The organism is Planomicrobium sp. CPCC 101079 (assembly GCF_007859275.1).
Taxonomy (GTDB): domain Bacteria; phylum Bacillota; class Bacilli; order Bacillales_A; family Planococcaceae; genus Planococcus.
Window position 1 is genome coordinate 1 of sequence record NZ_VOHC01000011.1, and the last position, 26,241, is coordinate 26,241.

Below are 26,241 nucleotides of genomic sequence, written 5' to 3' on the forward strand. Positions count from 1 at the left end.
TGAAGCGGCTAAGGCCGTGCCCGCGGAAAGCGAGCGCCGGAACGGAAAGCCCGCTGCCTACGCTTCCCTCATTCCCCTCTTCTGTAAAAGAAAAAGGCTTGACTACTGATAAGAAAGCGTCCGCCTGAAGCGAAATGAAAAAAGCTGCCGAGAGTTTCTCGACAGCCTGAAAAGGCCTGGAACTTTTAAGTTCCAGGCCTTTTGTTTATAGATGCTTCAGCAAGACTTCTGTAAAATGTTCCAAACCTTCTTGGTCTTCTTTTGAGAAGCGGCTAAGTTCCGGGCTGTCGATATCGAGAACACCGATCACTTCTCCGTCCTTGATGAGTGGAATAACGATTTCCGATTGGGAAGCGGCGTCGCATGCGATGTGCCCAGGAAATTCATGGACATTGTCAATCAGCATGGTTTTCTTTTCGGCAACCGCTGTGCCGCATACACCTTTGCCGATTTTAATGCGGACGCAGGCAGGCAGCCCTTGGAATGGCCCAAGAACCAATTCACCGTTTTCCATCAAATAAAAACCGACCCAGTTGATCCGTTCAAGAAACTGGTTCAACAAAGCGGAAGCGTTGCTCAAATTTGCAGTCTGATTCGATTCGCCAGTCAATAATGCGTCTAATTGTTTGCCAAGCAGGTTGTATTGGTCTGTGCTTGTGCCGCTGTAACTTGTTTGGGTAAACATAAGCAACCTCATTTCATTTTAAGATTTCATTATTATAAAGCTTGCTGTAATGGTTATGCAAGCCTTTGGCGCTGTGGGCATCGGAACCGAAAACAAGCGGGATGCCGAGCTCTTTCGCTCTTGTTATATAGCGTTCCGGAGGATAAGATTCCAGGCACTCCGGTTTGGAAAAGCCGGCGCTGTTCAAGTCGATTTCATATCCGGCTGCAGCGATGGTTTGAAGGACCCGTTCAATTTCAGCACTGTCATCAATCTTTTCGCCGTGTGCCAGCTGGAATTTATGGACGAGTGTTGGATGGCCGATCCGCACCGGCTTGTAAGCGCCGAGATCAGCGGAAATGGAAGCTTCGACTGTTTTATAATACAAATCATAGACACTTTGAACCGATCCAGCATCAGCACAGATTTCTGCGAAAACTTCTTTGCTGTAATCCAGGCAATGGTAGTGACCGCCCATTTTCAAAAAGTGCACTGATAAAATAGCGTCATCCAATAGGGGGCCGACTTCATCTAAAAACGATCGCGTTTCTTGTTCAAATCCTTCGATGAAATCCACTTCAAGCCCGATTCGGATCCGCAGGTCTTTTTGGTATGCATCTTTTGCTTTGGCTATAGCGTCAATATACGGGTATAATTCTTTTAGGCTCATTCCACTGTCTTTCAAAGGTGTCGGATCAGTGAAAGAAGAGGGGAGGGGAGCGTGTTCGGTAAACGAAATGTCTGTGAAGCCAGACACAATCGCTTTTTCTATGTAAAGTTCAAGTGGATCTTTCGTTCCATGGGGACAAAAGGGTGTATGAATGTGTCCATCCCGTTTCATAAAAACACCTGCTTTCTTTTACTTAAAAAATATTTATCCATTTCTCTTAAATTGGCAAACAAAAAGATAAAATACATGTTAAAATGAAAGAATCATGAAATGCATTTACTTTAAGCTGGAAATGGATTTTGAACAGGAGGCTATATGACTTATGATGAAGTATATCATCATTGCGGTCATCATTCTATTAGCGCTGATTATCCTCGGCTTTTTGTTTCGCAAAAAGCATTACGCGGAAATTGAACGCTTGGAACAGTTAAAACTGCAAATACAAAACAAACCGATACTTGAAGAATTGACAAAAGTGAAACAGTTGAACATGAACGGCCAAACGGAAGAAATGTTCGAACGTTGGCGTAACATATGGACTGAAGTTATGGATGTACATATTCCGAAGATCGACGCTGCGATGTTTGATGCTGAAGACGCCATCGAACATTTCAAATTCGGAAAAGCGACTGCAATTGAACACGACATAGAAACCAAAATAGAAAAAGTCGATCAGCAAATGACTGAAATCTTGGTTGAACTGGAAGATTTAATTGGCAGCGAAGAGAAAAACCGCAGCGAGATGGAATTGATGAAAGACCAGTACCGCCAAGCGCGCAAGAGTTTGCTTGCGCATCAACATTCCTTCGGTGCGGCTGCTGTTCCTCTTGAGAAAAAGCTGGAATCGTTTACGCCATTGTTCAATGAATACGACAAGCTGACTGCAGAAGGAAATTACTTGAAAGCCCGGGAAATCGTCATGGGCCTCGTTGAAGAAAGCAAGCGTGTCTTCTCGCTGATTGATGATATTCCGCCGTTGTTATCGGAAGTGCAATCACGGATTCCATCCTCTATCCATGAACTGCGAAGTGGCCAACGTGAAATGGAAAGCCAGTCCTACTATTTAAATCACCTGGAATTGACGCCGCAACTTGATAGAATGGAAGAAGAACTTGTTGTCTTAAAACAGGATATTGCTGAATTGACTATTGAAGAGACAAAAGTGAAAGTGGAAGAAATGAAAGAGAAAATCGATTCTTTCTACGAACTTCTGGAACGGGAAGTTGAAGCGAAACACTATGTCGATCAGCATAAGCTCGGGATAGCCAACCAGCTGGAAGTTGTTTCTAGAGACACCCGCGATATGGCAGATGAATGTGCTGTTGTCCAGTTAAGCTATAAGATCTCCGAAAGCGATGCGGCCATTCCGAAAGCCTGCCAACAGAAGATAGAGGAATTGCACAAACGGTTCGACTTGCTTGAATCCCGTTTGAATGAAGATCAATCTGCATATTCCCACTTGGCTGAAGAATTAATAGAGATTCGTGAGGAATTGGTGAAAGTCGATCAGACTCAAAGCAATCTTACGGATTCACTAAAGAGCTTGAGAATTGATGAACATGAAGCGCGCGCCAAATTAGAGAAACTCAAGCGGACGCTGCAAGAAACTGACAGAATGCTCCACAAAGCGAATATGCCGGGCATTCCCGAAGAAATGGATGTCCGTTTGGAAGAAGCGGAAGAGCATTTGTTTGTAACTATGCAAGGGTTGCAAGAAGTGCCGCTGAATATGAAGCTTGTCGACAATTATTTGGTGAAAGCTGAAAAATGCGTAGACGAAGTGGAAGAAAAAGCGAATGAAATGGTGGAAAATGTAAGACTGATTGAACGTATTATCCAATACGGAAATCGCTTCCGCAAAACCAATCCACAAATGAATGCGAAATTAATGGAAGCCGAAGAATCTTTCCGGCAGCTGCGTTATTCAAAAGCGCTGGAAGAAGCGGCTACTGCAGTTGAGGATTTTGAGCCTGGTTCGATGAAGCGCATTGAAGTGCTGGCAAAAGATGAGGCTTGGCATACGTAAAACATTAAAAGAAACCACCAGCCCCCAAGCTGGTGGTTTTCTTTTCGGAGGTGGCACAATGATTTATCTAGATAATAGCGCAACTACAAAACCAAAAAAAGAAATACTGGATGCATTTGTTAAAGCAAACGAACAATTTTATGCCAATCCAGCTTCATTGCACCAAATGGGGAATGCCGCGGAAGATCTGCTTGAAAAAGCCCGTGCACAAATTGCCGGCCTTTTGAACATGAAGCATGTAGTCTTTACATCTGGTGGGACAGAATCGAATAATTTAGCGATTTTTGGGACAGCGCATGCCTACCAGTCACGCGGCAAGCATATCATTACAGCGGAAACCGAACATCCTTCGGTATTGAACAGCTTGAAAGTTCTTGAAGAACAGGGCTTTGAAATCACACGCTTGCCTGTCGACCGTTTCGGGCGCCTGAGTCTTAATGAGTTGAAGAATGCCTTAAGAAGCGATACGATTCTGGTGAGCCTCATGCACGTCAACAACGAAATCGGCACAACCCACCCCATTGCCGATATCGCCCGTCTATTGAAAAATACCCGGACATTTTTCCACGTGGATGGAGTTCAAAGCATCGGGAAGCTGTCATTTGACCAAACCGCGATGCCGGATTTATTGACAATGTCAGCCCATAAAATCCATGGGTTAAAAGGGAGCGGCGTGTTGGCGTTTAACGATGTGGAATTAAAAGCCATACTGGCCGGCGGAGGGCAAGAAGCGGGATTGAGAAGCGGAACCGTCTCTGTACCGCATGCTGCCGCGTTAGCAAAAGCTCTGCGCTTGGCTGAGGCAAATCCAGCTCATAAAAAGTGGAACAATGACCTGCGGGAATTTTTTTGGAGTTATCCTAATATAATGGTGGTCAGTCCTGAAGATGGCGCACCGCATATTTTGTCAGTAGCGGCAAAAGGGATAAAAGGAGAAATTCTTGTTTCCGGTATGCAAAAAGAAGGCATCATCGTTTCGACTTCAAGTGCGTGCTCATCGAAAAGCCGTGAAGCTAGCCACGTGATCGAAGCGATCGGGGTGCCTCGAGATTATAAAGATGGTGTGATCCGGATTAGTTTTGGAGCTTTTACGACACAACAGGATATCCGTCATTTCAAGAAAGCATTTGAACGGGTCAACCGTTTGATCAAAGGAGTATGACCAGCATGAAGACAAACCAAATCCTCGTCCGGTACGGGGAGTTATCAACCAAAGGAAAAAACCGTAATTCTTTTATTGGGCGTTTGCGTGATAATGTACGGCAAACATTTGCAGACTTGAGCGGCATTCGCATCAAGGCAGAAAGAGACCGAATGTATATCGCTTCAGACAACGAAGCGGAGATCGAACAAGCAATCCGCCGGCTGCCCAACGTGTTTGGCATCCAGTCATTCAGTCCAGTAACTGAAGTTGAACTGGATTTAGAGGCGATGAAACAAACAGCGTTCCGCGTTGTTGAAAAACTTGATCGCGCAGGCAAAACGTTTAAAGTGACGGTTAAACGCCCTAATAAAGCGTTTCCGTTTGAAAAATTAGAAATCATGCATGAAATTGGTTCGCATGTGCTGCGCAGCTTTCCAGAGCTGTCCGTCCAGATGCAGAAACCCGACATCGAACTGAAAGTGGAAATTCGCGAAGAAGCAGCCTATATGATGGCGGAAGTCATTTTAGGAGCGGGCGGTTTGCCGGTCGGAGCCGGCGGAAAAGGACTGCTTATGTTGTCAGGCGGGATCGACAGCCCAGTTGCCGGCTACCATATGCTAAAACGGGGAGTTCGCCTGGAGCTGATCCACTTTTTCAGTCCACCATTCACCAATGACCGGGCGAAAGAAAAAGTGTTTGATCTGGCAGAGAAACTGAGCCAGTTTGGTTCGTCTGTCAATTTGCACATCATTCCATTCACCAAGCTGCAGCAAGAAGTGCATAAGCAAGTTCCGGACAATATCACGATGACATCAACGCGGCGCATGATGATGCGTGTGGCGGATAAAGTGCTGGAAGAAACGAATTGCAAGGCGATTATAACTGGAGAAAGCCTCGGGCAAGTGGCCAGCCAAACCTTGGAAAGTTTGAACGCCATCAACGCAGTGACCCACACACCGGTGCTCCGGCCATTAATTGCTCTGGACAAGTTGGACATCATTGAAACGGCCCAGAAAATAGGGACTTATGAAATATCTATACGCCCCTTTGAGGATTGCTGCACCATTTTTACGCCTGCCAATCCGAAAACCAAGCCGAAGCTCGACAAAGTTGAGTATTACGAGAACTTCGTCTCTTTCGACGAACTGATTCAAGAAGCAGTGGACCAGCGTGAAACTGTGAAATTCCCGCAAGTTAAGAAACCTGAGCCTGTGTTCGATGATTTGCTTTAAAGCCGCCTTTCCGGCGGCTTTTTCATTTGGTTTAGCAAAGCAAAAACGCTATTTAGTTGTTAAATTATTTTGAATAATAAAACTCTTCCGGTATAATAAATAACATGGATTCTAAAAGACGTATCGAGGGGGAGAACTATGATAAAAAGAGAAGAATTGTTGGCGCCTGAATCTTATAATTTGGTTCAAGAAATTGAAAAGTTTACGACCGGAGACGGCAAACCAGCGATTGTCTGGGAAAACGATAAAGGTGAGGAAAAGCAAATTACATATGATGAATTAATCAAGCGTGCGAATCAGGCGGCAAACAGTTTCCGCAAAGCAGGATTGACAAAAGGGGACGTTGTATTGGTTATGGTCCCTAGGCTGATTGAAGCTTATGAAGCATATATTGGTGCGTTAAAAGCAGGGCTGGTCGTTATCCCGAGTTCCGAAATGCTGCGCACAAAAGATATCTCTTATCGCTTGAACCATAGTGAAGCGAAAGCCGTCATTGCCTACGAGCCGTTCATGGACCAGTTTGCCGATGTGAAGGAAATGAGCAGCGTTACAAAATTCGTTATCGGACAGTCCGACAGTTCATGGATCTCTTTGACAGCAGAGATGCAAAACGCATCCGATCAATTCGAAACAGCTGACACAAAGAATAGCGATATGGCATTTTTATCTTATACATCAGGTACGACCGGAAATCCGAAAGGTGCTGTCCACAGCCATGGTTGGGCCTATGCGCATCTTCGTACCTCCGCTGAGCACTGGCTTGGGGCAAAGGAAGGCGACTTGGTATGGGCCACCGCTAGCCCTGGCTGGCAAAAGTGGATCTGGAGCCCGTTTGTTGCGACGCTTGGAAGCGGCGCGACCGGTTTTGTCTATAACGGAAAATTTGACCCGGAGACCTATTTGCAAATTTTGGAGCGGCGCAAAATCAATGTACTATGCTGTACCCCGACTGAATACCGTCTGATGGCGAAGCAGAAGAACTTGTCATCGTTTGATTTGTCAGCACTGCATAGTGCTGTGTCTGCAGGCGAACCGCTGAACGCGGAAGTCATCAATGTTTTTAAGGAACATTTTGGCCTTGAAGTTCGTGATGGCTATGGCCAAACCGAAAATACATTGCTGGTTGGCGTAATGAAAGGCATGGAAATCCGCATCGGTTCAATGGGAAAACCGACGCCAGGAAACCGGGTGGAAATCATCAACGAATATGGTGAGCCCGCAGCGGCAGGAGAAGTGGGCGACATTGCAGTCCATGTTGAAACACCGGCATTGTTCAAAGGATACTTCAAGGACGATGAGCGGACGAAAATGCAGTTCCGCGGCGATTATTACGTAACAGGAGACAAAGCATCAAAAGATGAGGACGGCTACTTTTGGTTTGAAGGGCGCAGCGATGACATCATTATTTCCTCGGGCTACACCATTGGGCCATTCGAAGTGGAAGATGCGCTCGTCAAACATCCAGCTGTCCAGGAATGTGCAGTAGTCGCCTCACCGGATGAAATCCGGGGGACAATCGTCAAAGCGTTCGTCGTTCCTGTTGCAGGTACTGAGCCATCAGAAGAACTGGTCAAGGAATTGCAGGAACATGTAAAGAATCTGACAGCTCCTTACAAATATCCGAGGGCTGTCGAATTCTTGCAGGAATTGCCGAAGACAGCTTCAGGTAAAATACGGCGGGTGGAATTGCGCCAGCTGGAGCAAAATAAAAAATAAGCGATTTCAGGATTCCGGAATTCATTTTCCGGAATCCTTTTTATTATTCTGTCTGCTCTGGACGTTGCTTTCATGTGAACTGCAATACTGTCCAAATACGGTTCCGCAAGGTTTACTTTCGCTATGCGCGGGCATATAATTATCTTTGTTATTTCGAAAGGCAAAATAAAAAAAAGAGTGGTGCAAAAAGCGTGGCAGAGGAAAGAAAAGGCATGATTTATACAATTTTAACTTATATGATTTGGGGCTTCTTGCCGATTTACTGGAAGCAAGTAGGAAATGTGGGAAGCGATGAGATCTTAACGGCGCGCATCTTCTGGGCTTTTTGGTTGACCTTGGCATTTATTTTTTTGGTGAAAGGCGGCAAGCCGTTGCTTGCTGATATAAAAACGCTGTGGCAATCAAAGAAGATGTTTTTCTCGTTAATGGCTGCTTCATACTTGATCACAATAAACTGGTTCTTATATATTTTCGCGGTAACCAATGACCGCATTGTCGAGACTAGCCTCGGCTATTATGTGAATCCGCTCGTTTCGGTGTTGCTTGGAGTTTTCTTCTTGAAAGAAAAGCTGACCCCAGCCACCAAAGCGGCATTCGTTTTGGCTGCTGTCGGAGTGGTCATCATGACGGTTTCTTACGGCACTTTTCCGTGGCTGGCATTTGGCATGGCCTTTTCGTTCGCTTTCTACGGCTTGCTTAAAAAGACGATCAAGCTCAATGCACTGCGAGGGTTGGCACTTGAGACATTGTTCGTGCTGCCTGTAGCGATCGGCTACTATGTATATCTCTTTTATACGAACCAGGCAGCCTTCTTGCACGGAAGCGGCTCGACGGATCTGCTGCTCATCTTGAGTGGTGCAGCTACGGCTTTGCCGCTGGTGCTATTTGCTACAGGAGCCCAGCTTATCCCGCTGTATATGATCGGCTTTTTGCAATACATCGCACCGTCGCTGATGCTCCTCATCGGTGTCTTGATTTATGGTGAATCGTTCGGGTTGATCGAATTGATTTCCTTCTCATTAATTTGGTGCGCGTTGGTCCTATTCACGGCTTCTAAAATCATCCAAGTAAGAGGATCGAAGAAAAATAAAGTCAAAGCTGCAGCATGATCATAAAATCAAATGAAACATTCTGCGGTTATTGCCGTATAGTAATAGAGAAGAGATAGAGGAGGGAATGTGTAAATGAACACCAAAAGATGGATTGCACTTGTTGCAGCAGCAGTATTGTTAGGAGTGTCGCTTGTCATCAATTCGGCCTTTGCGTTATTCCAAACGGATATGGACGCTGGGTTGGCTGAGTTAATGGCCCCGACTGATTCAGGCTATATGGAATACGTGATTGAAGAAGGAAACATGGATTCGCGGATTGCCGTTTTAAATGTAGATGGAGTTATCCAAGATACCGGTGAAGCTTCGCCGCTATTTGGTTCATCCGGCTATAACCATAGCTTTTTTATGGAGCAATTAGCACAGGTAAAACAAGATGATACAGTAAAGGCCATCATGCTTAAAGTCAACTCGCCAGGCGGCGGTGTTGTAGAATCGGCTGAGATTTACGACAAAATCAAAGAAATCCAGGATGAAGCGCAAAAGCCGATCTACGTATCGATGGGAGCCACTGCAGCGTCGGGCGGCTACTACATTTCAGCTCCGGCTGAGAAGATTTTCGTGAACGAAGAAACTTTGACTGGATCGATCGGTGTCATCATGGAAAGCGTCAATTACGCCGACCTCGCTGAGCGTTACGGCGTCGATTTTGTAACAATCAAATCCGGACCGTTCAAAGACATCATGAGCCCAACACGCGATATGACTGATGAAGAACGCGAACTTCTGCAGGAAATGCTGAATGAATCGTATGAATCGTTTGTAGACATTATTGAAGAAGGGCGCAATATGTCCGAGAGTGAAGTTAAAGAATTCGCGGATGGGCGCATTATGAGCGGCCGCCAAGCGGTGGAAATCGGACTGGCCGATGATTTCGGTTTTGAAGAAGATGTAATTGCCAGCATTAAAAGCGATTTTGACTTAGGTGATGCGGAAGTGTTTGAGTATGGCGTTTCGGAAGGATGGGGTTCATTGCTTTCGATGAAAATCAATTCTTTCTTCGGCAATGATGTGGAATCCAAATTGTTGGGGAAATTATTCTCTGAGTATAATTCTCCGCGGATGATGTACTTATACGGCGAAAAATAAGGAGGATCGAGTTATGGCAGAACAAAGCAATGAAGAAATGCGCGCTGACATGCAACCTGCGCCATTGCAACCACAGGCACCAAGCTACGAAGAAGTTTTGTTTTATGAAAGAAAGCCAGCTGGCTTTTGGGTCCGATTCTGGGCATATGTCGTCGACCTCCTTGTTGTGTTTGCGGTGACGTCTATCTTAATCAAGCCGATATTTGCGCTCTTTGGACTTGATACCAATGCTGCAGCATGGTACGCGCCTTATACGATTCTTTCAGCCATCGTCTTTTATAGCTACTTTGTCTTGATGACGAAGTTTTTCAAACAGACAGTCGGCAAGATGATTATGGGCATCCGCGTCGTCTCGTTGAAAAATGATGAATTGTCATGGGGCACTCTTTTGTTCCGTGAATGGATCGGCCGTTTTCTTTCAGCAACAATTTGGCCGCTGTACTGGATTGTCGGCTTTACCCCACTAAAACAAGGCGTTCACGATTTTATCGCCGATACGACGGTTGTCCATGAAGAGTCATACCGAAAGCAGACGGTGATGCAAAAGCGGAAGCATGAAAGCTCTGAGTTGCATAAGACAGAAGCGTTTTAGTAAGATTGTAAAGTGAAGAGAAGAATTAGGGAGGCGTTATGATTTGGTACAAATCACATTCAAGCAAAATCCGGTAACGTTGCCGGGCCGAGAAGTGAAGGTAGGCGACCAAGCACCAAGTTTTACTGTTCTTGCGAACGATCTAAGCCCTGTGACATTGGAGGACAGCGCCGGAAAAGTCCGGTTGATCAGTGTGGTTCCTTCACTCGATACGGGCGTTTGCTCGCTTCAGACAAAGCGCTTTGAAAAAGCAGCAGCTTCTTTCGGCGATAATGTAGAAGTGCTGACGGTATCCGCCGACTTGCCTTTTGCCCAAAGACGATGGGTAGAGGAAAATGGGACGGAAGGCATCACAACCGTATCAGACCACCGGGATTTGTCATTCGGTGAAGCATACGGCGTAACAATGCAAGAACTGCGGCTGTTGGCCCGCTCTATTTTCGTCATCGATGAAGATGGCCGTGTAGCTTATGTGGAATATGTGCCTGAAGGAACGGACCATCCTAATTACGATAAAGCGATTGAAGCAGTCAAAGCACTAACAAACTAATACAAGAAACCCACTCTTCCCGAGTGGGTTTCCTTATTGAGGACGGAGAAAAGAGTTATGAATTCAACTATGGAAAAGGTTTTTAATTTTATTGATGCAAATGCGACGGCAATCCAAAAAGAACAAGACCTTCCTTATTTGGAAAGCTTGTTGGCTGTGACCGAAAACTGGCTTGATGGGCATATACAGCCAGACGGGCAAGCCGGCAAAGAAGATATACGAAAGGCGATCCAATTGGCCGTGTTGAAGGGCATGAAAGAACATGTCCAACCGCACCACCAAATGACACCTGATGCGCTGGGCTTGTTGATGGGGTATTTGGTGGAATTGTTTTTAAAAGAAAAGCAGCTGACCATTTTGGACCCGGCTGTCGGTACCGGCAATCTGTTGTTGACGGTGATGAATTATTTGGACGGCCGAATAACAGGAGCAGGCGTAGAGCTTGATGATTTGCTGATCCGTTTGGCTTCAAATGCCGGCAATCTTGTCGAGCAGCCCATCACATTGTATCTGCAAGACGCATTGCAGCCGCTGTTGATCGATCCGGTTGATGCCGTGGTCTCCGACTTGCCGGTCGGCTATTATCCAGACGATGACAATGCCGGTTTGTTCGAACTGAAAGCAGAAGAAGGCATGTCGTATGCGCACCATTTGTTTATCGAACAATCTTTAAAGCATACAGTCGAAGGCGGGTATTTATTTTTTGTGATTCCAAAAGCGTTATTCGAATCACCGCAAGCTCCGCAACTGCATAAATACTTGAAAAAGCACGCACATATCCAAGCGGTCATGGAATTGCCGGATACGCTATTTAAAAATTCGGCACACGCAAAAGGCATTTTGATCTTGCAGAAGAAAAAAGATGGCGTAAAAGCGCCGAAGGAAGTTCTGCTTGCGCGCGTTCCAAACATGTCCAAGCCAGATTCAATGGCTAAGTTCTTCTCGCAAGTCGGCGGCTGGTTCAAAGAAAATAAAGAATAGAATCAGGCAATTGTGGTATACTAAAAGTATAGAGCAATCTGAAAATGGAATTTTTAACAGAAAAGAGGGATGGCAGATGACTGAATCAAATGAGGCTCCTAAAAAAATGAGTTTGCAGGAAGCGGTAAAACGCCAGTTGGAAGCTAAGAAAAACCAAGCTTCCAATAACCAAGGCGGAAACAACAGCTCGAAGGAAACCAAAAAAATGAAAAGCCAGCAAACGAAAAAAGTGAGCAACACACGCCGCAAAATGGGCGTGTAAGAAAAACCGGCCAAAGTGCCGGTTTTTTATTTGGATTGAAACAGGGATAAAACACTGGTGATGCACTTTTAGCTTCAGCAAACTGCGCATTAAACTTGTAAAGTAGATTAACAGTAAAATGTACGAGTTGAAGGGTTGTATAAATTTATAGGTAATTTGTATATAAAAGTCAGAATTTTGAAAAGAATAAAATATTTTTGGTTTGTTAAAAGACCATATGGGAATATTGAAGTAGTACCGCAAACTAAACTCATAAATAGAAGGGAGATTAAAAGATGAATATGAATCAAGTGTCTGGAGCGTTTCGCGACATGTTCACGACAATCGTGAACTTTCTGCCGAATGTCATTGGAGCGATCCTGCTGCTAATTGTGGCCTGGATTGTTGCAAGCATCGTCAGAGCCATTTTCACAAAAGGATTAAGAAAGTTAGGGGCTAGACGCGCCATGGTCAGAGGCCATATGGCTGCTGATGAACGAGACGCAGATAGCAAGCTGAAGTCGATCGGGAAAATTTTCTATTACCTGGTCTTTATTCTTTTCCTCCCGAGCGTTCTTGACCAATTACGCATGGAAACCGTTGCTGCGCCGATCACGAACATGATGAACAAATTTTTAGGGTTCCTGCCGAACTTGCTGACAGCAATTTTCATTCTTGCTATCGGCTACTTTGTTGCCAAGTTCGTTAAAAATCTTGTGGTTACTATTTTGTCCACAATCAACATCGACAAATGGTTCAACAAGCTGACGAACAAAAGCGGAAGTGCACAAAGTATGTCAGGCAGCGACAAAAATACATTGGCTAACGTGTTAGGCAATGTGGTATTCATTCTTGTCTTGATTCCCATTGTGACAATTGCATTGGAAACGCTGAACATTGACACGATTGCACAGCCGATCACAGCAATGCTGAACCAAGTATTGAACATGATTCCGAATATTTTCGTAGCCATCATTTTGATCCTTGTAGGGGTTGCAATCGGTAAATTTATCGGAGACCTCTTAGCGAACCTGTTGAAAGGCACGGGGATTGACAATGTTTCCAAGTACTTGAATACAGGAAGCCGCGCCAATACCCCATCATTTGATTTGGCGAACATTATTGGAAAAGTCGTCCAGACATTGATCATCATTTTCTTTACAGTTGAAGCATTGAATGTGCTTCAATTGGATGTATTGAATAATATCGGATCTTCAGTTATCAGCTACTTGCCAAACATTCTAAGCGCATTGATTATTCTTGGCCTTGGTTTAGTTGGCGGTAACTTATTGGGCAATTATATCGTCCAGGCATCAGGCAACCGCGTCATGGGGGCCATTGTGAAATATGCAATTATGATTATTGCGGTATTCATGACGCTAGACCAGTTGAACTTTGCGACAAGCATCGTCAACACAGCATTCCTATTCATCATTGCCGGATTGTCTGTAGCATTCGCAGTAGCGTTCGGTATCGGCGGCCGGGATTTTGCCAAACGCCAATTGGAACGTTTTGAAGCAAAATCGCAAGCAGAAAACAAAAAGCCGCCAACTGATGGAGTGTAATTCAAATTTAGAAGCCCATTGTTTCTTCGGAAACAATGGGCTTTTTATAGTGAAATAAAAGCGGCCATGAAAATCCACATTTCACTGCCAGCTATTTCAATCCACTCCGACAATTTTGCTGCGCCTTTCCATAAAGACATTATCCCGCCAAACGCCGTCACGCTTGCCAATTCGCTCGCGTATGCCAACAACCCGGAAGCCATTTTTCAGATGCAGTTGAATGCTTGCCTCGTTTTCCGGAAAAATAGCTGCCTGCAGTGTCCAGAATCCTTCCTTCTCGGATTGGCGGATCAGTTCCTGCAGCAACAAGGTTCCAAGCCCTTTTCCTTTTTGGGCAGGGTCAATATAAACGCTTATTTCACCTACACCGCAATAGACTTTCCGAGTGGAGACCCGGCTGATCTTGCACCAGCCGTGAATTTTCCCGTCTTTTTCAAAAACAAGCCGGCAAGCAGAAGGGGACTGGCTGATCCACTGCTCGTAAAGAGGAGCTTCGGTTTCAAATGTAGCGTTTTTTGTTTCCATGCCGTGTTCGTAAATCCGTTTCACTGCAGGCCAATCTTTTTCTTCCAGAATTCGAATAGTGTAGGCCATTGCAAAACCTCCCCATAAAGATTGTTAAAAGTATTTTAAATAAAATAGTTGCAAAATGCAAATAATAGTTTTATTCTAATGTCGAGGTGATACACATGGAATCAAAAAGAGAAGTTTTTCAAACCATGGTGAAACGGTTTGGCTTGCTCAACAAAAACAGCTGCATGGTAGGCGGGCAGGAAATTACGCTTGTCCAAAGCCATATCTTATATGAAATCGACAAACGTCCAGCCCCTTCAATGCAAGAAGTGGCTGAAACTTTAGGCATCGATATTTCAACATTCAGCCGTCAAATCCAGACGCTGGCCAAAATGAATATGGTCCAAAAAAAGCCGTCGTCCACTGATAAGCGGATCTTTCTATTGACGCTGACAACAGAAGGGAAGTTTGTCGCGGGGGCAGTCAATGAAAGCATGGAACAGCATCTGGATGAAATTTTCTCCCATCTAAGCCCATTCGAACAAGAAACGGTTTTGCATTCAATGAAGGTGTTGAACGAAGCAATGGCAAAATCATTGGTCTGCTGTAAACCGATTTTTAAATAAAATACTTGCAAAAATCAACTATTTAGAGGAGGGGAAGTGAAATGACCATTCAATCATCATGTTGTTCGGCTAAACCTATTCCTGTCCAATGGAATTTACCCTCAAAAAAACCCGTGGAGTTGCCTGTAGCCGTTATTGGAGCGGGTCCGGTCGGATTGGCTGCTGCCGCCCATTTGGCGAAAGCAGGCGAACGTTTTGTTGTGCTGGAAGCAGGTGGACAAGCAGGGGAGCATGTGCTGCAATGGGGCCATGTCCGGTTGTTCTCCCCGTGGAAATACAATATAGACCAAGCGGCGAGAAGTTTATTGGAAAGAGCTGAATGGGATGCACCTTGTGATGAAGAATTGCCGACTGGCAAGGAGCTGGTCGAAAGGTATTTGGACAAGTTGGCTGCGCTTCCGGAAATCAAACCCCATATCCAGCTGAATACGAAGGTATTAGCTGTTCATAAAAAAGGGCTGGATAAGATGAAGACGGAACGCCGCGAGGAAACGTCTTTCGTGCTCCATGTTGAAAACTGTGAAGGCGCTGTCAGACAAATTGAAGCGAGAGCCGTCATCGATGCAACCGGTACTTGGGGACAGCCGAATCCTGCCCATGCTGCCGGAGTCTGGACACCTGAGGAAACAGCTTCCGTGGACCACATTTACTATGGAATCCCGGACATTGCCGGAAAAGATCGGGGGATTTTCGATGGAAAGCGAGTAGGGGTCATCGGAGGCGGTCATTCAGCGATCAATACAATTCTGGATCTTGCAAAGACGACGGCCGAAATAACCTGGATCCTCCGGAAAGAAAGAGTGGAAGATGCGTATGGCGGGGAAGAAAAGGACGCACTTGAAGCGAGAGGGCAACTTGGTTCCCAGATTCATCAATTAGTCGATTCAAGTGCCGTAAGAGCGATGGCTCCTTACCGCATTCACGCTGTTGAAAAGAAAGCTGGCTCCCTTACACTGTCCGGTGAATGGAATGGAATGCCTCATTCCATCGAAGGATTGAATCAGCTGATCGTCAATGCCGGCAGCCGGCCGGATTTTTCATTCTTATCGGAAATCCGTTTGGCTATCGACCCAGTGACGGAAAGCGTCAAAGCGATTGCTCCGCTTATTGATCCGAACATCCATAGCTGCGGCACGGTCCGGCCGCATGGTGAAGCAGAATTAAGGCAGCCGGAGAAAGATTTTTATATCGTCGGCATGAAAAGCTATGGACGGGCGCCGACATTTTTAATGGCGACAGGCTATGAGCAGGTTCGATCAATTGTAGCCTATTTGACAGGGGATGCAGCAGGGGCAAGGGAAGTTCGCTTGGAACTGCCTGAAACCGGGGTCTGCAGCATAAACACGAAAGCCAAAGCCGGAAGTTCGCCGGCACTTTGCTGCTAAAGGGGAGACGAAGCAATGACCGTCAATCATGGAGGGAATTTAAAACCGGATTATTTCCGCTCTTATTTGTCGCTGGTCATGAATTCCAGAAGCTGCACTTTAAAACAAGCAGAAACTTACATGTTAAAAACATTTTTCAAGAACAACCGGAATCAATATGGTTCCTCGACATATGAAAGTTTTATGGCAGCCATAGATGGCTTAAAGGAAAATAAAAATTAAAAAGGATGAAAGGCAGCTTTGCCTTTCATCCTTTTTATACACCGCGTTTATTTCCCCATACAAGCGTATGAAGCTGCGGCAAAACTTTGGCATCGTTCATGATCGGGGAACGGACGGAATGGTCGATCAACCATTCGTAGCGTTCCAATAAATCTTTTACAAGCCGGGCATCGTCGGTTGTGATTGTATCGCTATTGCCGGTCTGCAGAAAGAACGGAACCTCCGGATAACGCATATGAACCTTTTCCGCGTACTTGAAATCATCTTCATCAAAAATTACCACTTTTAAACTGGCATTCGCACCAATCAAGTTCTCCATGAAGAAATCTAATTTGCCGAAATCGGTTTTCATGCCAGAACTTGGCGGTTTCGGCGACAGCGTGATGTCATCAATGTTGCGAAGCCAATCTTGCCACATAGAGCCTTGCGTTTCAACTGCAACTTTCCAGCCGTTCTGGTGGCATAAATCGACCAGTTCGCCAATTCCTTTATGAAGGGCTGGATTGCCGCCGGAAATTGTCACATGGGAGAAGGCATCTCCGCCGATTTGCCGCAGTTCTTCTATAATTTCTTGCGGCTGTTTGGAAACGCTTTTGCCGGTGCCGTCCCATGTAAAACTGGAGTCGCACCAAGCGCACGAATAATCACAGCCGGCCGTGCGGACGAACATCGTTTTTTGCCCCATAACCATGCCTTCGCCTTGGATTGTCGGACCGAACACTTCCATTACCGGAATCTTCATGCTAAGTCCTCCTGTCTCGGACGGTAGACAACATAGCTCGTCGGCGTTTCTCGGACAATCACCTGGAGGCATTTCGGTTTGTTGCCACGGGTATTGAGTACATCCTGGATTGAAATCCAGATCTGTTCCGCCAAAAGTTCTGTGGTCGGAAACTTGTCTTTGAATTCCGGATGATCATTCAAAACCGAATGGTCATATTTTTTATGGACAATATCTTTTAGCAGTTTAAAATCGATCAAAAACCCGATCGGATCGAGTTCATTGCCGCCGATCGTGACGTTGACATGGTACGTATGCCCGTGGACCGCCTGGCATTTCCCTGCTTCCTCGCTTGGGATGAAATGTGCAGCGGAAAAATTCATATCTTTATTCAGTTCAAAACGGTAAGGATGGGGAATAGATGGGTAAAATTGCTGCATCATTTCATGGCACCTGCCGCTTTTTGCTCTAAATATGTTTTCAAGCCTTCGTTCCGCAGTTTACAAGAAGGGCATTCGCCGCAGCCGGTGCTCGGGATGCCTTCATAGCACGTCAACGTTTTTTCCTGGACAAATTCCAAGGCGCTGAGCTGGTCGGACAATTCCCAAACGCCAGCTTTATCGAGCCACATTAACGGAGTATGAATGATGAATTGCTTATCCATTGCCAAGTTTAATGATACGTTCAATGAACGAATAAATGTATCCCGGCAATCCGGATAACCGCTGAAATCGGTCTCGCTTACACCTGTGATCAAATGGCGCGATCCGATGGCATCAGCATAAACCGCCGCAAAGGACAGAAACAGTAAGTTTCTCCCTGGAACGAAAGTGGATGGCAATTCACCTTCTTCAGCCGTGATGTCAATATCATCACGTGTCAGTGCATTGGCTGACAATTGGTTGATCAATGTCATATCCAATACTTTGAAAGTCACGCCGAGTTCTTTTGCAATATTACGCGCTACTTCGATCTCAGCGGAATGGCGTTGGCCGTAATCAAATGTTACTGTCGCAACTTCGCTAAAATTTTTCAATGCCCAAAAAAGGCATGTTGTGCTGTCTTGGCCGCCGCTGAAGACGACAACCGCTTTTTCATTTTTCATTTTATCTGACTCCTTAGTTTTTTTGAGAGGGAGTTTGCGAACCTCTTTTTCGAACACTGTCAATAATACCACAGGCTCGTTGTTGGTGTTAAAAAGAACTTTAAGAATACAATTAATATCAACCGCGGTCCATTGTGAACAATAAGGGTTCCAGGTAATATTTGGATAAGTGAGAAAGCACAACACTGTAAAAGAAAAGCAACAACAGGAGGGATGGAAATGAGCAGAAAGAAAAGTTGGCTAATTGGAATCGTGGTTACCGTAATTGTTTCTATTGGCCTGCTGACTTTTGTTTTGCCGCAAATGAAAACTGGGCCGGAAGAAGGTGAACTGGATCCGGAAGCCAGTGCTTCCTACGGGCTCAAAGTGGTATTGGATGAAGAAGGGCAATTCCAAATTACTGCGGAAATCGACATAGTGAATCATTCGGAAGACGTGTGGGAAACGATCGGTTTTTATTTTATTCCGAATGCGAATGACGAGGAAGTGCTGCCAGAGCTCATACAAGACCCGGCAGACTCGAATATTTCCTCAATAACGAATGAAGCAGGAGCACTGCAGTATGAGTTGACGAACAACAAATTACTGGTCCAACTGGACGAAGAAATGCAACCGGGTGAAAAACAGCTGCTCAAGATAGTTTATACGATGTCACTGTCGGAAGACGGAATACGCCTGTCCCGGAACGGAAACAATTATTATCTGGCGCAATGGTATCCAATGCTCGCTTTTTATCAAGACGGCTGGACCATTGAGGATTTTGATCCAAAAGGTGAATCTTACCACACATCTTACAGCGACTTTACAGTGGAATATGAACTGCCCGGGGAGTTTTATGTGGCAACTTCAGCAGACGACGGAAAAATTAGTCCAAGTTCTAGTGGAACAGTTCAAGGCGAAAACATCAAAGATTTTTATATGGCGCTCATGGATCCGGAAGAATGGACGACTGAAACGAGACAAGCGAACGATACAACATTGCGGATGTTTTTGCCGGTTGGGTCGGATATAACCGAGGAAACTGCAGAGCTTGCGGTCGATGCATACAGTTATTTTGAAGAAAAAATAGGGGACAATCCGTTTCAGGAGCTGGACATTATCGCAAATGACGGCTATATGGAATACCCGAATGCCATAGAAGTCGCATCTGACAAGGAAAATTTAGAAAGCGTGCTTGTCCATGAAATTGGCCATCAATGGTTTTATTTCCTCGTGGCAAACGACCCTTTTGAGCATGCATGGGTCGACGAAAGCATTACTGAATATGCAACGGCCCTATTTTTAGAGGACCGATATGATAGCGGGGAATACGGCTTCGAATCAGCTGTGTTCATGGCGGAATACTACGACACCAATAAGTTCAGCAACCTCCCATTAGACGAATATGGGGAAACGGAATATTACGCCACGATTTATGGGAAAACCCCGCTTATTCTAAGGGATTTTTTTGACGGTCAGGGCCGAGAAGAAGCATTCGGGTTTTTAGCGGCCTACTACAAAGAATATCAATTCCAGAATGTAGACACTGAAACTTTTAAAAGGTTCTTTAATGAGTATTTTGGAGAAGACCATAGTGGGTTTTTCGAGGATTGGCTGCAATAAATCTGGAGAATCTGTAATCTTAATTTTTCCGCTTCGTTTAATTGAAAAAAGAAGGTGACTGGCTTGAAAAGAGGTTTGTTGTTCGGATGGATAGTGGCTTTGGTGATTTTTTCAGCTTGCCAAGCTAACGGGGCAGTAGAAGATGGAAAAGGAAATGCGGTAGTTGAAAAAGGAAATGCAGAAGCGAAAAAGATAACAGCCCCGAAGACACCGTGTTGGACCGGCACGGAGAACTGACGAACGAAGAGCGCTTTACCGCTTTTTTAAAAAATGTGACATTAGAGAAAAAAGATCGGATTAACATTATATCTTTTACTACAGAAGGCGATCCAATTGGCAATGAACTTATTTTTGACGGCTCGATGATAAAGTTAGTTGTCGATTCCACGAAAGACCAATTCGGCTCTGGAAAAGTTACAGAAATAATGTGCAAGACAATCAAAGAAGCCGAATCAGCAGAACAAATTGACTATGTGCTTGAAGGCTGTAACGAAGGAGACGGGGATATAATAGTTTTGGCGAAGTGGAAATAACGAATTTGAAAAGGGCCGGTTCTATATTTTTAGAACCGGCCCTTTCTTATTGAAGTACTAGTAAATATCCGCCAAAATTTTCGCATAGCCAAAAGGCAATAGGGAAGCAGCCGCTAACCCAATGAAGATGGAAGCGGCAGAAAAACCAAAGAATTTCCTGCGTGAAATTTCTTTTCGCTGAAAGAAGATAGTAAAAGCCTTAATAAGATAAAAAAACCGTCATAAAAATGAGTAATGCTGAAAAAGCGCTTGCTAAAATGATTTCCATAGTCCTTCTCCTTTTCATTCATCTTTAGGTTCGATCACATAATCTATCGTAAGAAACGGCAATGAAAAAATCTTCATTTTATGAATGGCTCTTAGGCAGCCAGAGTGTGTTTCCTCTAGCAAAAACCGCTCTCTTAATGGAAGTTTAAAGAGATACTGTGATGCCGCCAAATAAATTCCAGCATCGGAAGCTGCATCCCCGCAGCTTGTCAGCAGCAGCTTTTCACCTTGCTGCTCTAATTCCAGAATGCCGATCATGGACGCCCCCGGAAGAGGCAGCGCTACATTCATATAGGCCCGGCCCTTTGTCTGGTGGATAGAATACAGAGCGACAAAAATCACTTCTTCGTCTATTTTGCGAAGCCATGCCCTGGGGAGCTTTCGGCCGTCTGACGCTTGATCCAGCGCTGTAATAGAGCCTGTCATTTCGATTTGATTGTTGGAGAGCGGCAAATTCAATTGCTGCATGCTGCGGCTCATCAGCCGATATATGCGGGCAAAAGGTTTGAACCAAGCATGCCACTGCACTTCCGCAAACAAGCGGTAACGGCCTGTGTTCTCATAAAAATCACGGATGACATAAGGCAGTGTTTTTGAGTTGACGGCCGGTCCATAAGCCGCCATATCATCCACCAAACAGGCAAATGTTTTCGTTGGATCCGTATAATCCTTCACCAGTTGTTGGCCTACCGTCTGTCTTCCTCTGATTTTACTGACTGGAAATCCTTTTTTTATCGCCTTAGGTGCCGGAGGGTGAACAGCCCAGCCGATAAACCCGCATAAAGCAAACCCCACTGCATTAAAGAAACCATGGAATTGGAGCATAAAGCCGATACTGACAGAATTGGGGCCAAAAGAATTTCCATAGGCGTATAACAAAGAAAAAAGAATCGCGATTCCTAAAGACCCGAATGATAAACGGACGAGCCATTTTTGCCAAGAGCTAAAAAAGGGGGCTTTGAACGATAGATAGATAAGGCTGTAAATTGCAAAGATATAAAGCAGAACTGAAAAAAACTCAACCCACCGTGAGAAGGTAATGCCAAAAGCAAGAACAATGGGATTGATTAAGATAAGCGTACACGCAATCTTATACAAGCGTGTCTTTGTTGAACGTCCAAGAAATCCGGCGAAAACCGGCAGCAAGAAAGCGGAATAGTGAAAATGAATGCCGGTCAGCCAGGTGATAATCGGAGAAAAGCCTGTTTCGAGTCCCGCTTCATAAGCGAAAAACCAAGCACCGCCAATCGCCAAAAAAATCATGGCGGCATCAAGTGCGAATTCCTCCAAATCGCTAAAGCCCCTATGGAGAAAACGTTGAAGTCCGGTCCAAGCAACCAGCAAAGTATAGATTAAATAAAGAAAAGCTAAAACTCCGTCCCACTTGGTTGACCCGGTGATTTGCAGCAAGCAGACGGCAAGAAGGGCTGGAGCTGCGATGAAAAAATAATGCCTGTATATGAAATCTTCTTTGTTTGTCACAATCAGCAGTAAAAGTGGAACAAAAAGTAACTGGGCAGCTGTCAGCATCAAAAAATACCAAGGTCCAGAGATGAATAATACACTTATAAAAAATAAGGCGGCATGTAGGAGCAGGAGCAGTTTAAAGTTCATGCGCTTTGAATTCTCCTTCGTATGAAAATAAGAGGCCCAAAAACGGATTCGTAATCTGGACATCAATCGTGAAGACGCCTTTTTCTTCTGAATATCCTTCTGTCACCTTTGTGGCGCCTTGAAGCAACTTCGGCAGTGGAATTTCAATAGGGCCAAGAACGATCCGCTGCTTAAGGGATTGAATTCGCATATGGCCTTCCGGCGATACAAAAAACGCCAACTCCGAATAAAACAGGGGTGGCTCCCCCAAATAGTCTTTCACTATTTTGCTTTTGGAATTGCGGCTCATCAGTGCATTGAAGCTCCTCGTTTTGTTTGGAAAAAAGAACGTCCGCTCCCAGAATACTTGTTCTTCGCCGTTTGCGCCTTTTTGTCTTGTGTTGATGATCGTAAACGGAATATCAGTTCCCGATTCCGGAAATAAAAACTTCCGTTTTGCACCGATTAAAAAAAGAGGCAACAGCCAACTTGATCCGCGGGTGATATTTTTCATGACGCCATTTGCTTTGAAAGGCGACGTGTCAGGCAATTCGTATCTTTTTTGGAGCATGGGGTGGAGTTCGTTAAATTGGCTTCCTAATACTTCTTTGTATATGGACATCCCGAATTCTCCTTATCGTTTACGTTTGCAGCTCCGGGCAGTAGGCAAATTTTTGCTTAGCCCAAATCCGATGATTGAAAGTACGAAAAGCGCTAAATTGAATGTCAATGGATTGAATGGATGGACAAAAGACGCAGATTCTGCTAGAAATGCCGAAACGGTCAAGGCTGGAAAAAGCACCAATTGAAGCCCGAATAACTTCCGTTTGTCTTTATATAAGAACCAAATGCAACCGAACAATATTTCGGCTACCCCGATCAATAAGACGGCTGATTCCGCCTGGCTGGCGGAAGTTCCAAGCAAACTTTGTGCCATCGATACTTCCTGAGGATGCAGCCCTAGCAGTTTTGGGACGAGACCTTGGTAAATCCAAACAAAAGAGAATAGAAAAGCGATCAGCCAAGAACTGAAAAAACGTATGTATTGGGGAGCGGGAGTTTCACCCTTTTCCAGCCATCTTTTCAAAACATCAAAGCTCAATGCAGTAGCCCATCCTATGGCAGGGCGAAAAAAGAAAAAATCAACAAATCGGCCGATTTTCCCCCAATTCACGTTGTAATCATATTGTGTTAGAAAGTTGACTGAATTTGCATGTGTCCGGTATTTCCAATAGCCTTTCCCTTCACGGATGATAGACATAGGCTGTTCAGTGCCAAAGTGCAGGGACGAAGTTCTCGATCCGTCTTTGCCGTCAAATGAACCGATGCTTTTCCCCCAGCCGGCGATGGCTAAACCCAGGCCTATCACTGTTTGATATAAAAAATGCTGGGTCTCGTTTTCTTCTTTCGGCAAATATGTGATGGATGAAAAACGGAGATCCCATTGTTCATGAAGTTTTGGCGTCTGTGTAGCCTTCCATAAACTTTCCATATCAGATTGAATATCAATCTCTACATAAATAGGTTTAATTTTCATAATTGCTCCTCCTTTGATAAGCTTAGCATAGGGAGTAGTTAAAAGGACCTAAACTAATAGAAAACTTGTATGGAAATCAAGGACAGAAAATTCGTGCGAAAAGTTTTGGGTTTTAAACTTAAGAAAATGAGGCGATGGGATGAAAATTAGAAGAGCTGTTATATCTGACGCCAAAGGAATAGCAAAAGTTCATGTAGACAGCTGGAAAACCACTTATGCGCAAATTCTTCCTGCCAGCTATTTAACTAGTCTGTCATACGAGCAACGCGAACTACTTTGGTTGAATAATATGGAAAGCAGCGAAGTTTTTGTAGCAGAGGGAAAAGATGGAGAGATTGTCGGATTTTCCACTGGCGGGCCGGAGAGAAGCGGAAATTACCCAAAGCATATCGGTGAACTTTATGCTATTTACATTTTAGAAGAATACCAGCGCCGAGGCTTAGGAAAAGCATTGGTCCAGCCAGTCATCGAGCAGTTGCAGCAACAGAATATTGACGGCATGGTCGTTCTGGGGCTGGAAGACAATAGTTCACGCTCTTTTTATGAAGCGCTTGGAGCAAAGGAAATTGATAATATATCGATAAAAATAGCTGGAACCAATCTGAATGAATTGGTGTATGCCTGGGACAATATCCGGCAGATTTTCCCCACATAAAGTGCAAGAAGAAGGGTTCACTATAACGACCAACGAATTTTGATGCTACCGCTATATGCTGCATACAATCACAAATTGCCGGGTATATGCATACGGTAAAGAAAGGGGAATCGTCCATGAAAGCAATAGTAATCGAACAGTATGGTGGAATTGAAGAGTTGAAAGAACGCGAAGTGGCGCGTCCGGCAATCAATAACGATCAAGTTCTGCTTGAAATTCATGCGACTTCCATAAATCCGATTGATTGGAAATTGCGGGAAGGGTATCTAAAAGAGATGCTGCCATTCGAGTTTCCGATTATCCTTGGTTGGGATGCTGCTGGTGTTGTTGTGGAAACCGGAGACAATGTCACTAAGTTCAGGGAAGGCGACCGGGTTATTACGAGGCCGTTGACAACACGCCAAGGCACATATGCAGAATATGTGCCGGTAGAAGAGCATTTGCTTGCGAAGATGCCGGACACCATGAGTTTTGAAGAAGGAGCAGCGATTCCGTTAACGGGATTGACTGCATGGGAAGGGCTTGTTGAAATTGCCGGGGTAAAGGAAGGCGACAAGGTTCTTATTCATGCGGGAGCTGGAGGCGTCGGGACATTCGCAATACAAATCGCCAAAAGTTTTGGCGCATATGTCGCGACAACTGCCAGCTCCAAAAACGCGGAATTGCTCCAGTCGCTGGGAGCTGACCGGGTCATCGACTATAAAAACGAAGATTTCAGCGAAGTTCTCAGCGAGTTTGATATTGTGCTGGATACAATCGGCGGGGAGACTCGAACGAAAAGCTTTGGCGTATTGAAAAAGAAAGGAATGCTGGTATCGATTGTTGAACCGGCAACAGAAGGGGAAGCGGAAAAGTATGAAGTGGAAATCCGCTATTTCTTTCTTGAACCGGACGGGGAAAAGCTGCAAAAACTCGCGGATTTATATGAATCGGGCCAATTGAAAGCAGTCATCGGCGAGACATTTGAATTTACCGAGAAAGGTTTGAAAAATGCCCATAAAATAAGCGAAACCAATCATGCTCAAGGGAAGTTAGTGATTCAGATTAAATAAGCAACGATAAAAAAGCAAGCAGCGGTGACTCGCTGCTTGCTTTTTTGGGGTCAGCGCCGGCCGATATCTTCGCCAACTTTATAGTCGCTGCTGCGGCGGTTGCTATCCTCGGGATTTTGATCAATGCTGCTGGTTTCGTAATCTGCCGGAATTTCATCGTATGGTTCTTCTGTGCGGACGACGAGCACATCACACTTGGCCGACCGGACGATATGTTCTGAGACACTGCCGATCAAAAACCGTTCTACTGCATTTAATCCGGTAGCCCCACAAACAATCAAGTCCGCATTAACGCGCCCAGCAATATCTCTGGAAATAAGGGTTTTGGGAGAACCATAGTCGACTAATGTATTGACGCTTCGGACTCCCGCGTCCATCGCTTCTTTCTTGTAATTATCCAGCAAATCTTCTGCAAACCGTTGAGCGCGATCAGCAATCGAGCGGTCATAAGCTTCGATGGCCGCGAAGGACCGGGTGTCAATGATGTTTGCCAAATTTAAAGTTGCATTGTTTCTTTTTGCGATGCCGACCGATTTCTTGAAAGCCCATTCAGCTTCTTTTGACCCGTCTACCGCCACTAAGATTTGCGAATACTTTAAAGTCATAGCACATTCCTCCCTTTTTCTTGTATATAAAATTCGCTAGATGTTTGACCTGTTCCTTCTTTTTTGCCACTTTTTAAGGAGCTTTTTGTAAAAAGAAACGTATTTACTATATCGATATAACTGAATTCGCAGAATGTCATACAAAAGCTTTCTGTGTTCTTTGGTGTATAAAGTTAGCATAAAGACAAACTTGCTTTGTTTTAAAATAATTAAAGCGAAATTATGGAATATCTGATAAAATGGATT

Annotated in this window: 29 protein-coding genes and 1 riboswitch; of the genes, 19 read left to right on the forward strand and 10 right to left on the reverse strand. The window is 44.8% G+C overall.

Annotation, left to right across the window (positions count from 1 at the left end; all coding sequences use genetic code 11):
- Positions 1-205 precede the first annotated feature (205 nt).
- Together FQV28_RS04455 and hisJ are read right to left on the reverse strand one after the other, a co-directional pair.
- Positions 206-685, reverse strand: a complete 480-nt coding sequence (locus FQV28_RS04455; protein ID WP_146494378.1) for a GAF domain-containing protein — start codon at positions 683-685, stop codon at positions 206-208.
- 13 nt (positions 686-698) lie between these two features.
- On the reverse strand, positions 699-1,505 hold the full coding sequence (hisJ, locus tag FQV28_RS04460) for a histidinol-phosphatase HisJ (protein WP_146494379.1): 807 nt from the start codon (positions 1,503-1,505) through the stop codon (positions 699-701).
- A 151-nt stretch (positions 1,506-1,656) separates the two neighbouring features.
- On the opposite strand from hisJ, the gene ezrA reads away from it, so the two are divergent.
- From ezrA to FQV28_RS04515, 11 genes are all read left to right on the forward strand, one after another.
- Positions 1,657-3,360: a septation ring formation regulator EzrA gene (gene ezrA / locus FQV28_RS04465; protein WP_146494380.1), complete on the forward strand. Its 1,704-nt coding sequence runs from the start codon at positions 1,657-1,659 to the stop codon at positions 3,358-3,360.
- A 58-nt stretch (positions 3,361-3,418) separates the two neighbouring features.
- On the forward strand, positions 3,419-4,522 hold the full coding sequence (locus FQV28_RS04470; RefSeq protein WP_146494381.1) for a cysteine desulfurase family protein: 1,104 nt from the start codon (positions 3,419-3,421) through the stop codon (positions 4,520-4,522).
- A gap of 5 nt (positions 4,523-4,527) precedes the next feature.
- Positions 4,528-5,736, forward strand: coding sequence for a tRNA uracil 4-sulfurtransferase ThiI (thiI, locus tag FQV28_RS04475; protein WP_146494382.1), 1,209 nt, complete (start codon positions 4,528-4,530; stop codon positions 5,734-5,736).
- A gap of 141 nt (positions 5,737-5,877) precedes the next feature.
- Positions 5,878-7,452, forward strand: a complete 1,575-nt coding sequence (gene mbcS, locus FQV28_RS04480; protein WP_146494942.1) for an acyl-CoA synthetase MbcS — start codon at positions 5,878-5,880, stop codon at positions 7,450-7,452.
- A 212-nt stretch (positions 7,453-7,664) separates the two neighbouring features.
- A complete protein-coding gene (gene rarD, locus FQV28_RS04485; RefSeq protein ID WP_186763780.1) occupies positions 7,665-8,561 on the forward strand; it encodes an EamA family transporter RarD in 897 nt (298 codons plus the stop codon).
- Positions 8,562-8,636: 75 nt separating this feature from the next.
- Positions 8,637-9,650, forward strand: a complete 1,014-nt coding sequence (gene sppA, locus FQV28_RS04490) for a signal peptide peptidase SppA (RefSeq protein ID WP_146494384.1) — start codon at positions 8,637-8,639, stop codon at positions 9,648-9,650.
- Positions 9,651-9,663: 13 nt separating this feature from the next.
- Complete coding sequence (locus tag FQV28_RS04495; protein ID WP_255472804.1) at positions 9,664-10,242, forward strand: RDD family protein; 579 nt, start codon at positions 9,664-9,666, stop codon at positions 10,240-10,242.
- Positions 10,243-10,285: 43 nt separating this feature from the next.
- A complete protein-coding gene (gene tpx / locus FQV28_RS04500) occupies positions 10,286-10,792 on the forward strand; it encodes a thiol peroxidase (RefSeq protein WP_146494385.1) in 507 nt (168 codons plus the stop codon).
- A 57-nt stretch (positions 10,793-10,849) separates the two neighbouring features.
- Complete coding sequence (locus FQV28_RS04505) at positions 10,850-11,773, forward strand: class I SAM-dependent methyltransferase (protein WP_146494386.1); 924 nt, start codon at positions 10,850-10,852, stop codon at positions 11,771-11,773.
- A 76-nt stretch (positions 11,774-11,849) separates the two neighbouring features.
- Complete coding sequence (locus FQV28_RS04510) at positions 11,850-12,035, forward strand: hypothetical protein (protein ID WP_146494387.1); 186 nt, start codon at positions 11,850-11,852, stop codon at positions 12,033-12,035.
- 275 nt (positions 12,036-12,310) lie between these two features.
- On the forward strand, positions 12,311-13,579 hold the full coding sequence (locus FQV28_RS04515; protein WP_255472805.1) for a mechanosensitive ion channel: 1,269 nt from the start codon (positions 12,311-12,313) through the stop codon (positions 13,577-13,579).
- A 96-nt stretch (positions 13,580-13,675) separates the two neighbouring features.
- On the opposite strand, the gene FQV28_RS04520 is transcribed toward FQV28_RS04515, so the two are convergent.
- Complete coding sequence (locus tag FQV28_RS04520; RefSeq protein WP_146494388.1) at positions 13,676-14,173, reverse strand: GNAT family N-acetyltransferase; 498 nt, start codon at positions 14,171-14,173, stop codon at positions 13,676-13,678.
- A 95-nt stretch (positions 14,174-14,268) separates the two neighbouring features.
- On the opposite strand from FQV28_RS04520, the gene FQV28_RS04525 reads away from it, so the two are divergent.
- Genes FQV28_RS04525 through FQV28_RS04535 form a run of 3 tightly spaced genes read left to right on the forward strand, consistent with a single transcriptional unit; the run spans position 14,269 to position 16,325 of the window.
- Positions 14,269-14,718, forward strand: a complete 450-nt coding sequence (locus FQV28_RS04525) for a MarR family winged helix-turn-helix transcriptional regulator (protein WP_146494389.1) — start codon at positions 14,269-14,271, stop codon at positions 14,716-14,718.
- A 41-nt stretch (positions 14,719-14,759) separates the two neighbouring features.
- A complete protein-coding gene (locus FQV28_RS04530; protein WP_146494390.1) occupies positions 14,760-16,103 on the forward strand; it encodes an FAD-dependent oxidoreductase in 1,344 nt (447 codons plus the stop codon).
- A 15-nt stretch (positions 16,104-16,118) separates the two neighbouring features.
- Positions 16,119-16,325, forward strand: a complete 207-nt coding sequence (locus tag FQV28_RS04535) for a hypothetical protein (protein WP_146494391.1) — start codon at positions 16,119-16,121, stop codon at positions 16,323-16,325.
- A 34-nt stretch (positions 16,326-16,359) separates the two neighbouring features.
- Here FQV28_RS04535 and queE read toward each other — a convergent pair whose 3' ends face one another.
- From queE to queC, 3 genes are read right to left on the reverse strand one after another with little or no spacing between them, the layout of a single operon-like run.
- Positions 16,360-17,067, reverse strand: coding sequence for a 7-carboxy-7-deazaguanine synthase QueE (gene queE / locus FQV28_RS04540; RefSeq protein WP_146494392.1), 708 nt, complete (start codon positions 17,065-17,067; stop codon positions 16,360-16,362).
- Entirely contained in the window at positions 17,064-17,489 is a 426-nt protein-coding gene (gene queD / locus FQV28_RS04545; protein WP_146494393.1) for a 6-carboxytetrahydropterin synthase QueD, read from the reverse strand. The genes queE and queD overlap by 4 nt, the downstream gene beginning before the upstream one ends.
- Positions 17,486-18,151, reverse strand: coding sequence for a 7-cyano-7-deazaguanine synthase QueC (gene queC, locus FQV28_RS04550; protein WP_146494394.1), 666 nt, complete (start codon positions 18,149-18,151; stop codon positions 17,486-17,488). The genes queD and queC overlap by 4 nt, the downstream gene beginning before the upstream one ends.
- Before the next feature lie 7 nt (positions 18,152-18,158).
- A riboswitch (PreQ1 riboswitch) is annotated at positions 18,159-18,202 on the reverse strand.
- 168 nt (positions 18,203-18,370) lie between these two features.
- Between queC and FQV28_RS04555 the strand changes: the two genes are divergently transcribed.
- The 3 genes from FQV28_RS04555 (at position 18,371) to FQV28_RS04560 (ending at position 20,286) form a co-directional block, all read left to right on the forward strand.
- Positions 18,371-19,753 (forward strand): M1 family metallopeptidase, encoded by a 1,383-nt coding sequence (locus FQV28_RS04555; RefSeq protein WP_146494395.1) that lies wholly within the window; start codon positions 18,371-18,373, stop codon positions 19,751-19,753.
- 63 nt (positions 19,754-19,816) lie between these two features.
- Positions 19,817-19,990 carry a hypothetical protein gene (locus FQV28_RS19125; RefSeq protein WP_186763781.1) on the forward strand — a complete coding sequence of 58 codons (174 nt, stop codon included), beginning with the start codon at positions 19,817-19,819 and terminating at the stop codon, positions 19,988-19,990.
- Entirely contained in the window at positions 19,969-20,286 is a 318-nt protein-coding gene (locus tag FQV28_RS04560; RefSeq protein WP_186763782.1) for a DUF4362 domain-containing protein, read from the forward strand. Before FQV28_RS19125 ends, FQV28_RS04560 begins: the two co-directional genes overlap by 22 nt.
- Before the next feature lie 282 nt (positions 20,287-20,568).
- Here FQV28_RS04560 and FQV28_RS04570 read toward each other — a convergent pair whose 3' ends face one another.
- Genes FQV28_RS04570 through FQV28_RS04580 form a run of 3 tightly spaced genes read right to left on the reverse strand, consistent with a single transcriptional unit; the run spans position 20,569 to position 23,683 of the window.
- Positions 20,569-22,167, reverse strand: a complete 1,599-nt coding sequence (locus FQV28_RS04570) for a YndJ family protein (protein WP_146494397.1) — start codon at positions 22,165-22,167, stop codon at positions 20,569-20,571.
- On the reverse strand, positions 22,157-22,768 hold the full coding sequence (locus tag FQV28_RS04575) for a DUF4166 domain-containing protein (RefSeq protein WP_146494398.1): 612 nt from the start codon (positions 22,766-22,768) through the stop codon (positions 22,157-22,159). Before FQV28_RS04575 ends, FQV28_RS04570 begins: the two co-directional genes overlap by 11 nt.
- A gap of 12 nt (positions 22,769-22,780) precedes the next feature.
- Entirely contained in the window at positions 22,781-23,683 is a 903-nt protein-coding gene (locus tag FQV28_RS04580) for a DoxX-like family protein (protein WP_146494399.1), read from the reverse strand.
- 139 nt (positions 23,684-23,822) lie between these two features.
- Here FQV28_RS04580 and FQV28_RS04585 point away from each other — a divergent pair, with 139 nt between their 5' ends.
- Together FQV28_RS04585 and FQV28_RS04590 are read left to right on the forward strand one after the other, a co-directional pair.
- Positions 23,823-24,338, forward strand: coding sequence for a GNAT family N-acetyltransferase (locus tag FQV28_RS04585; protein WP_146494400.1), 516 nt, complete (start codon positions 23,823-23,825; stop codon positions 24,336-24,338).
- 116 nt (positions 24,339-24,454) lie between these two features.
- The gene (locus tag FQV28_RS04590) at positions 24,455-25,390 is read left to right on the forward strand and encodes an NADP-dependent oxidoreductase (protein ID WP_146494401.1); all 936 of its coding nucleotides are present in this window, start codon (positions 24,455-24,457) and stop codon (positions 25,388-25,390) included.
- A gap of 50 nt (positions 25,391-25,440) precedes the next feature.
- Here the strand turns inward: FQV28_RS04590 and FQV28_RS04595 are convergent, their stop codons facing one another.
- Entirely contained in the window at positions 25,441-25,995 is a 555-nt protein-coding gene (locus FQV28_RS04595; protein WP_146494402.1) for a universal stress protein, read from the reverse strand.
- Positions 25,996-26,241 lie beyond the last annotated feature (246 nt).

What these genes read in the sequence shown, in the direction of transcription:
- FQV28_RS04455 (WP_146494378.1), bottom strand. Translation starts at nt 685, where the DNA reads ATGTTTACCCAAACAAGTTACAGCGGCACAAGCACAGACCAATACAAC.
- hisJ (WP_146494379.1), bottom strand. Translation starts at nt 1,505, where the DNA reads ATGAAACGGGATGGACACATTCATACACCCTTTTGTCCCCATGGAACG.
- ezrA (WP_146494380.1), top strand. Translation starts at nt 1,657, where the DNA reads ATGATGAAGTATATCATCATTGCGGTCATCATTCTATTAGCGCTGATT.
- FQV28_RS04470 (WP_146494381.1), top strand. Translation starts at nt 3,419, where the DNA reads ATGATTTATCTAGATAATAGCGCAACTACAAAACCAAAAAAAGAAATA.
- thiI (WP_146494382.1), top strand. Translation starts at nt 4,528, where the DNA reads ATGAAGACAAACCAAATCCTCGTCCGGTACGGGGAGTTATCAACCAAA.
- rarD (WP_186763780.1), top strand. Translation starts at nt 7,665, where the DNA reads ATGATTTATACAATTTTAACTTATATGATTTGGGGCTTCTTGCCGATT.
- sppA (WP_146494384.1), top strand. Translation starts at nt 8,637, where the DNA reads ATGAACACCAAAAGATGGATTGCACTTGTTGCAGCAGCAGTATTGTTA.
- FQV28_RS04495 (WP_255472804.1), top strand. Translation starts at nt 9,664, where the DNA reads ATGGCAGAACAAAGCAATGAAGAAATGCGCGCTGACATGCAACCTGCG.
- FQV28_RS04505 (WP_146494386.1), top strand. Translation starts at nt 10,850, where the DNA reads ATGAATTCAACTATGGAAAAGGTTTTTAATTTTATTGATGCAAATGCG.
- FQV28_RS04510 (WP_146494387.1), top strand. Translation starts at nt 11,850, where the DNA reads ATGACTGAATCAAATGAGGCTCCTAAAAAAATGAGTTTGCAGGAAGCG.
- FQV28_RS04515 (WP_255472805.1), top strand. Translation starts at nt 12,311, where the DNA reads ATGAATATGAATCAAGTGTCTGGAGCGTTTCGCGACATGTTCACGACA.
- FQV28_RS04520 (WP_146494388.1), bottom strand. Translation starts at nt 14,173, where the DNA reads ATGGCCTACACTATTCGAATTCTGGAAGAAAAAGATTGGCCTGCAGTG.
- FQV28_RS04525 (WP_146494389.1), top strand. Translation starts at nt 14,269, where the DNA reads ATGGAATCAAAAAGAGAAGTTTTTCAAACCATGGTGAAACGGTTTGGC.
- FQV28_RS04530 (WP_146494390.1), top strand. Translation starts at nt 14,760, where the DNA reads ATGACCATTCAATCATCATGTTGTTCGGCTAAACCTATTCCTGTCCAA.
- FQV28_RS04535 (WP_146494391.1), top strand. Translation starts at nt 16,119, where the DNA reads ATGACCGTCAATCATGGAGGGAATTTAAAACCGGATTATTTCCGCTCT.
- queE (WP_146494392.1), bottom strand. Translation starts at nt 17,067, where the DNA reads ATGAAGATTCCGGTAATGGAAGTGTTCGGTCCGACAATCCAAGGCGAA.
- queD (WP_146494393.1), bottom strand. Translation starts at nt 17,489, where the DNA reads ATGATGCAGCAATTTTACCCATCTATTCCCCATCCTTACCGTTTTGAA.
- queC (WP_146494394.1), bottom strand. Translation starts at nt 18,151, where the DNA reads ATGAAAAATGAAAAAGCGGTTGTCGTCTTCAGCGGCGGCCAAGACAGC.
- FQV28_RS04555 (WP_146494395.1), top strand. Translation starts at nt 18,371, where the DNA reads ATGAGCAGAAAGAAAAGTTGGCTAATTGGAATCGTGGTTACCGTAATT.
- FQV28_RS04570 (WP_146494397.1), bottom strand. Translation starts at nt 22,167, where the DNA reads ATGAACTTTAAACTGCTCCTGCTCCTACATGCCGCCTTATTTTTTATA.
- FQV28_RS04575 (WP_146494398.1), bottom strand. Translation starts at nt 22,768, where the DNA reads ATGTCCATATACAAAGAAGTATTAGGAAGCCAATTTAACGAACTCCAC.
- FQV28_RS04580 (WP_146494399.1), bottom strand. Translation starts at nt 23,683, where the DNA reads ATGAAAATTAAACCTATTTATGTAGAGATTGATATTCAATCTGATATG.
- FQV28_RS04585 (WP_146494400.1), top strand. Translation starts at nt 23,823, where the DNA reads ATGAAAATTAGAAGAGCTGTTATATCTGACGCCAAAGGAATAGCAAAA.
- FQV28_RS04590 (WP_146494401.1), top strand. Translation starts at nt 24,455, where the DNA reads ATGAAAGCAATAGTAATCGAACAGTATGGTGGAATTGAAGAGTTGAAA.
- FQV28_RS04595 (WP_146494402.1), bottom strand. Translation starts at nt 25,995, where the DNA reads ATGACTTTAAAGTATTCGCAAATCTTAGTGGCGGTAGACGGGTCAAAA.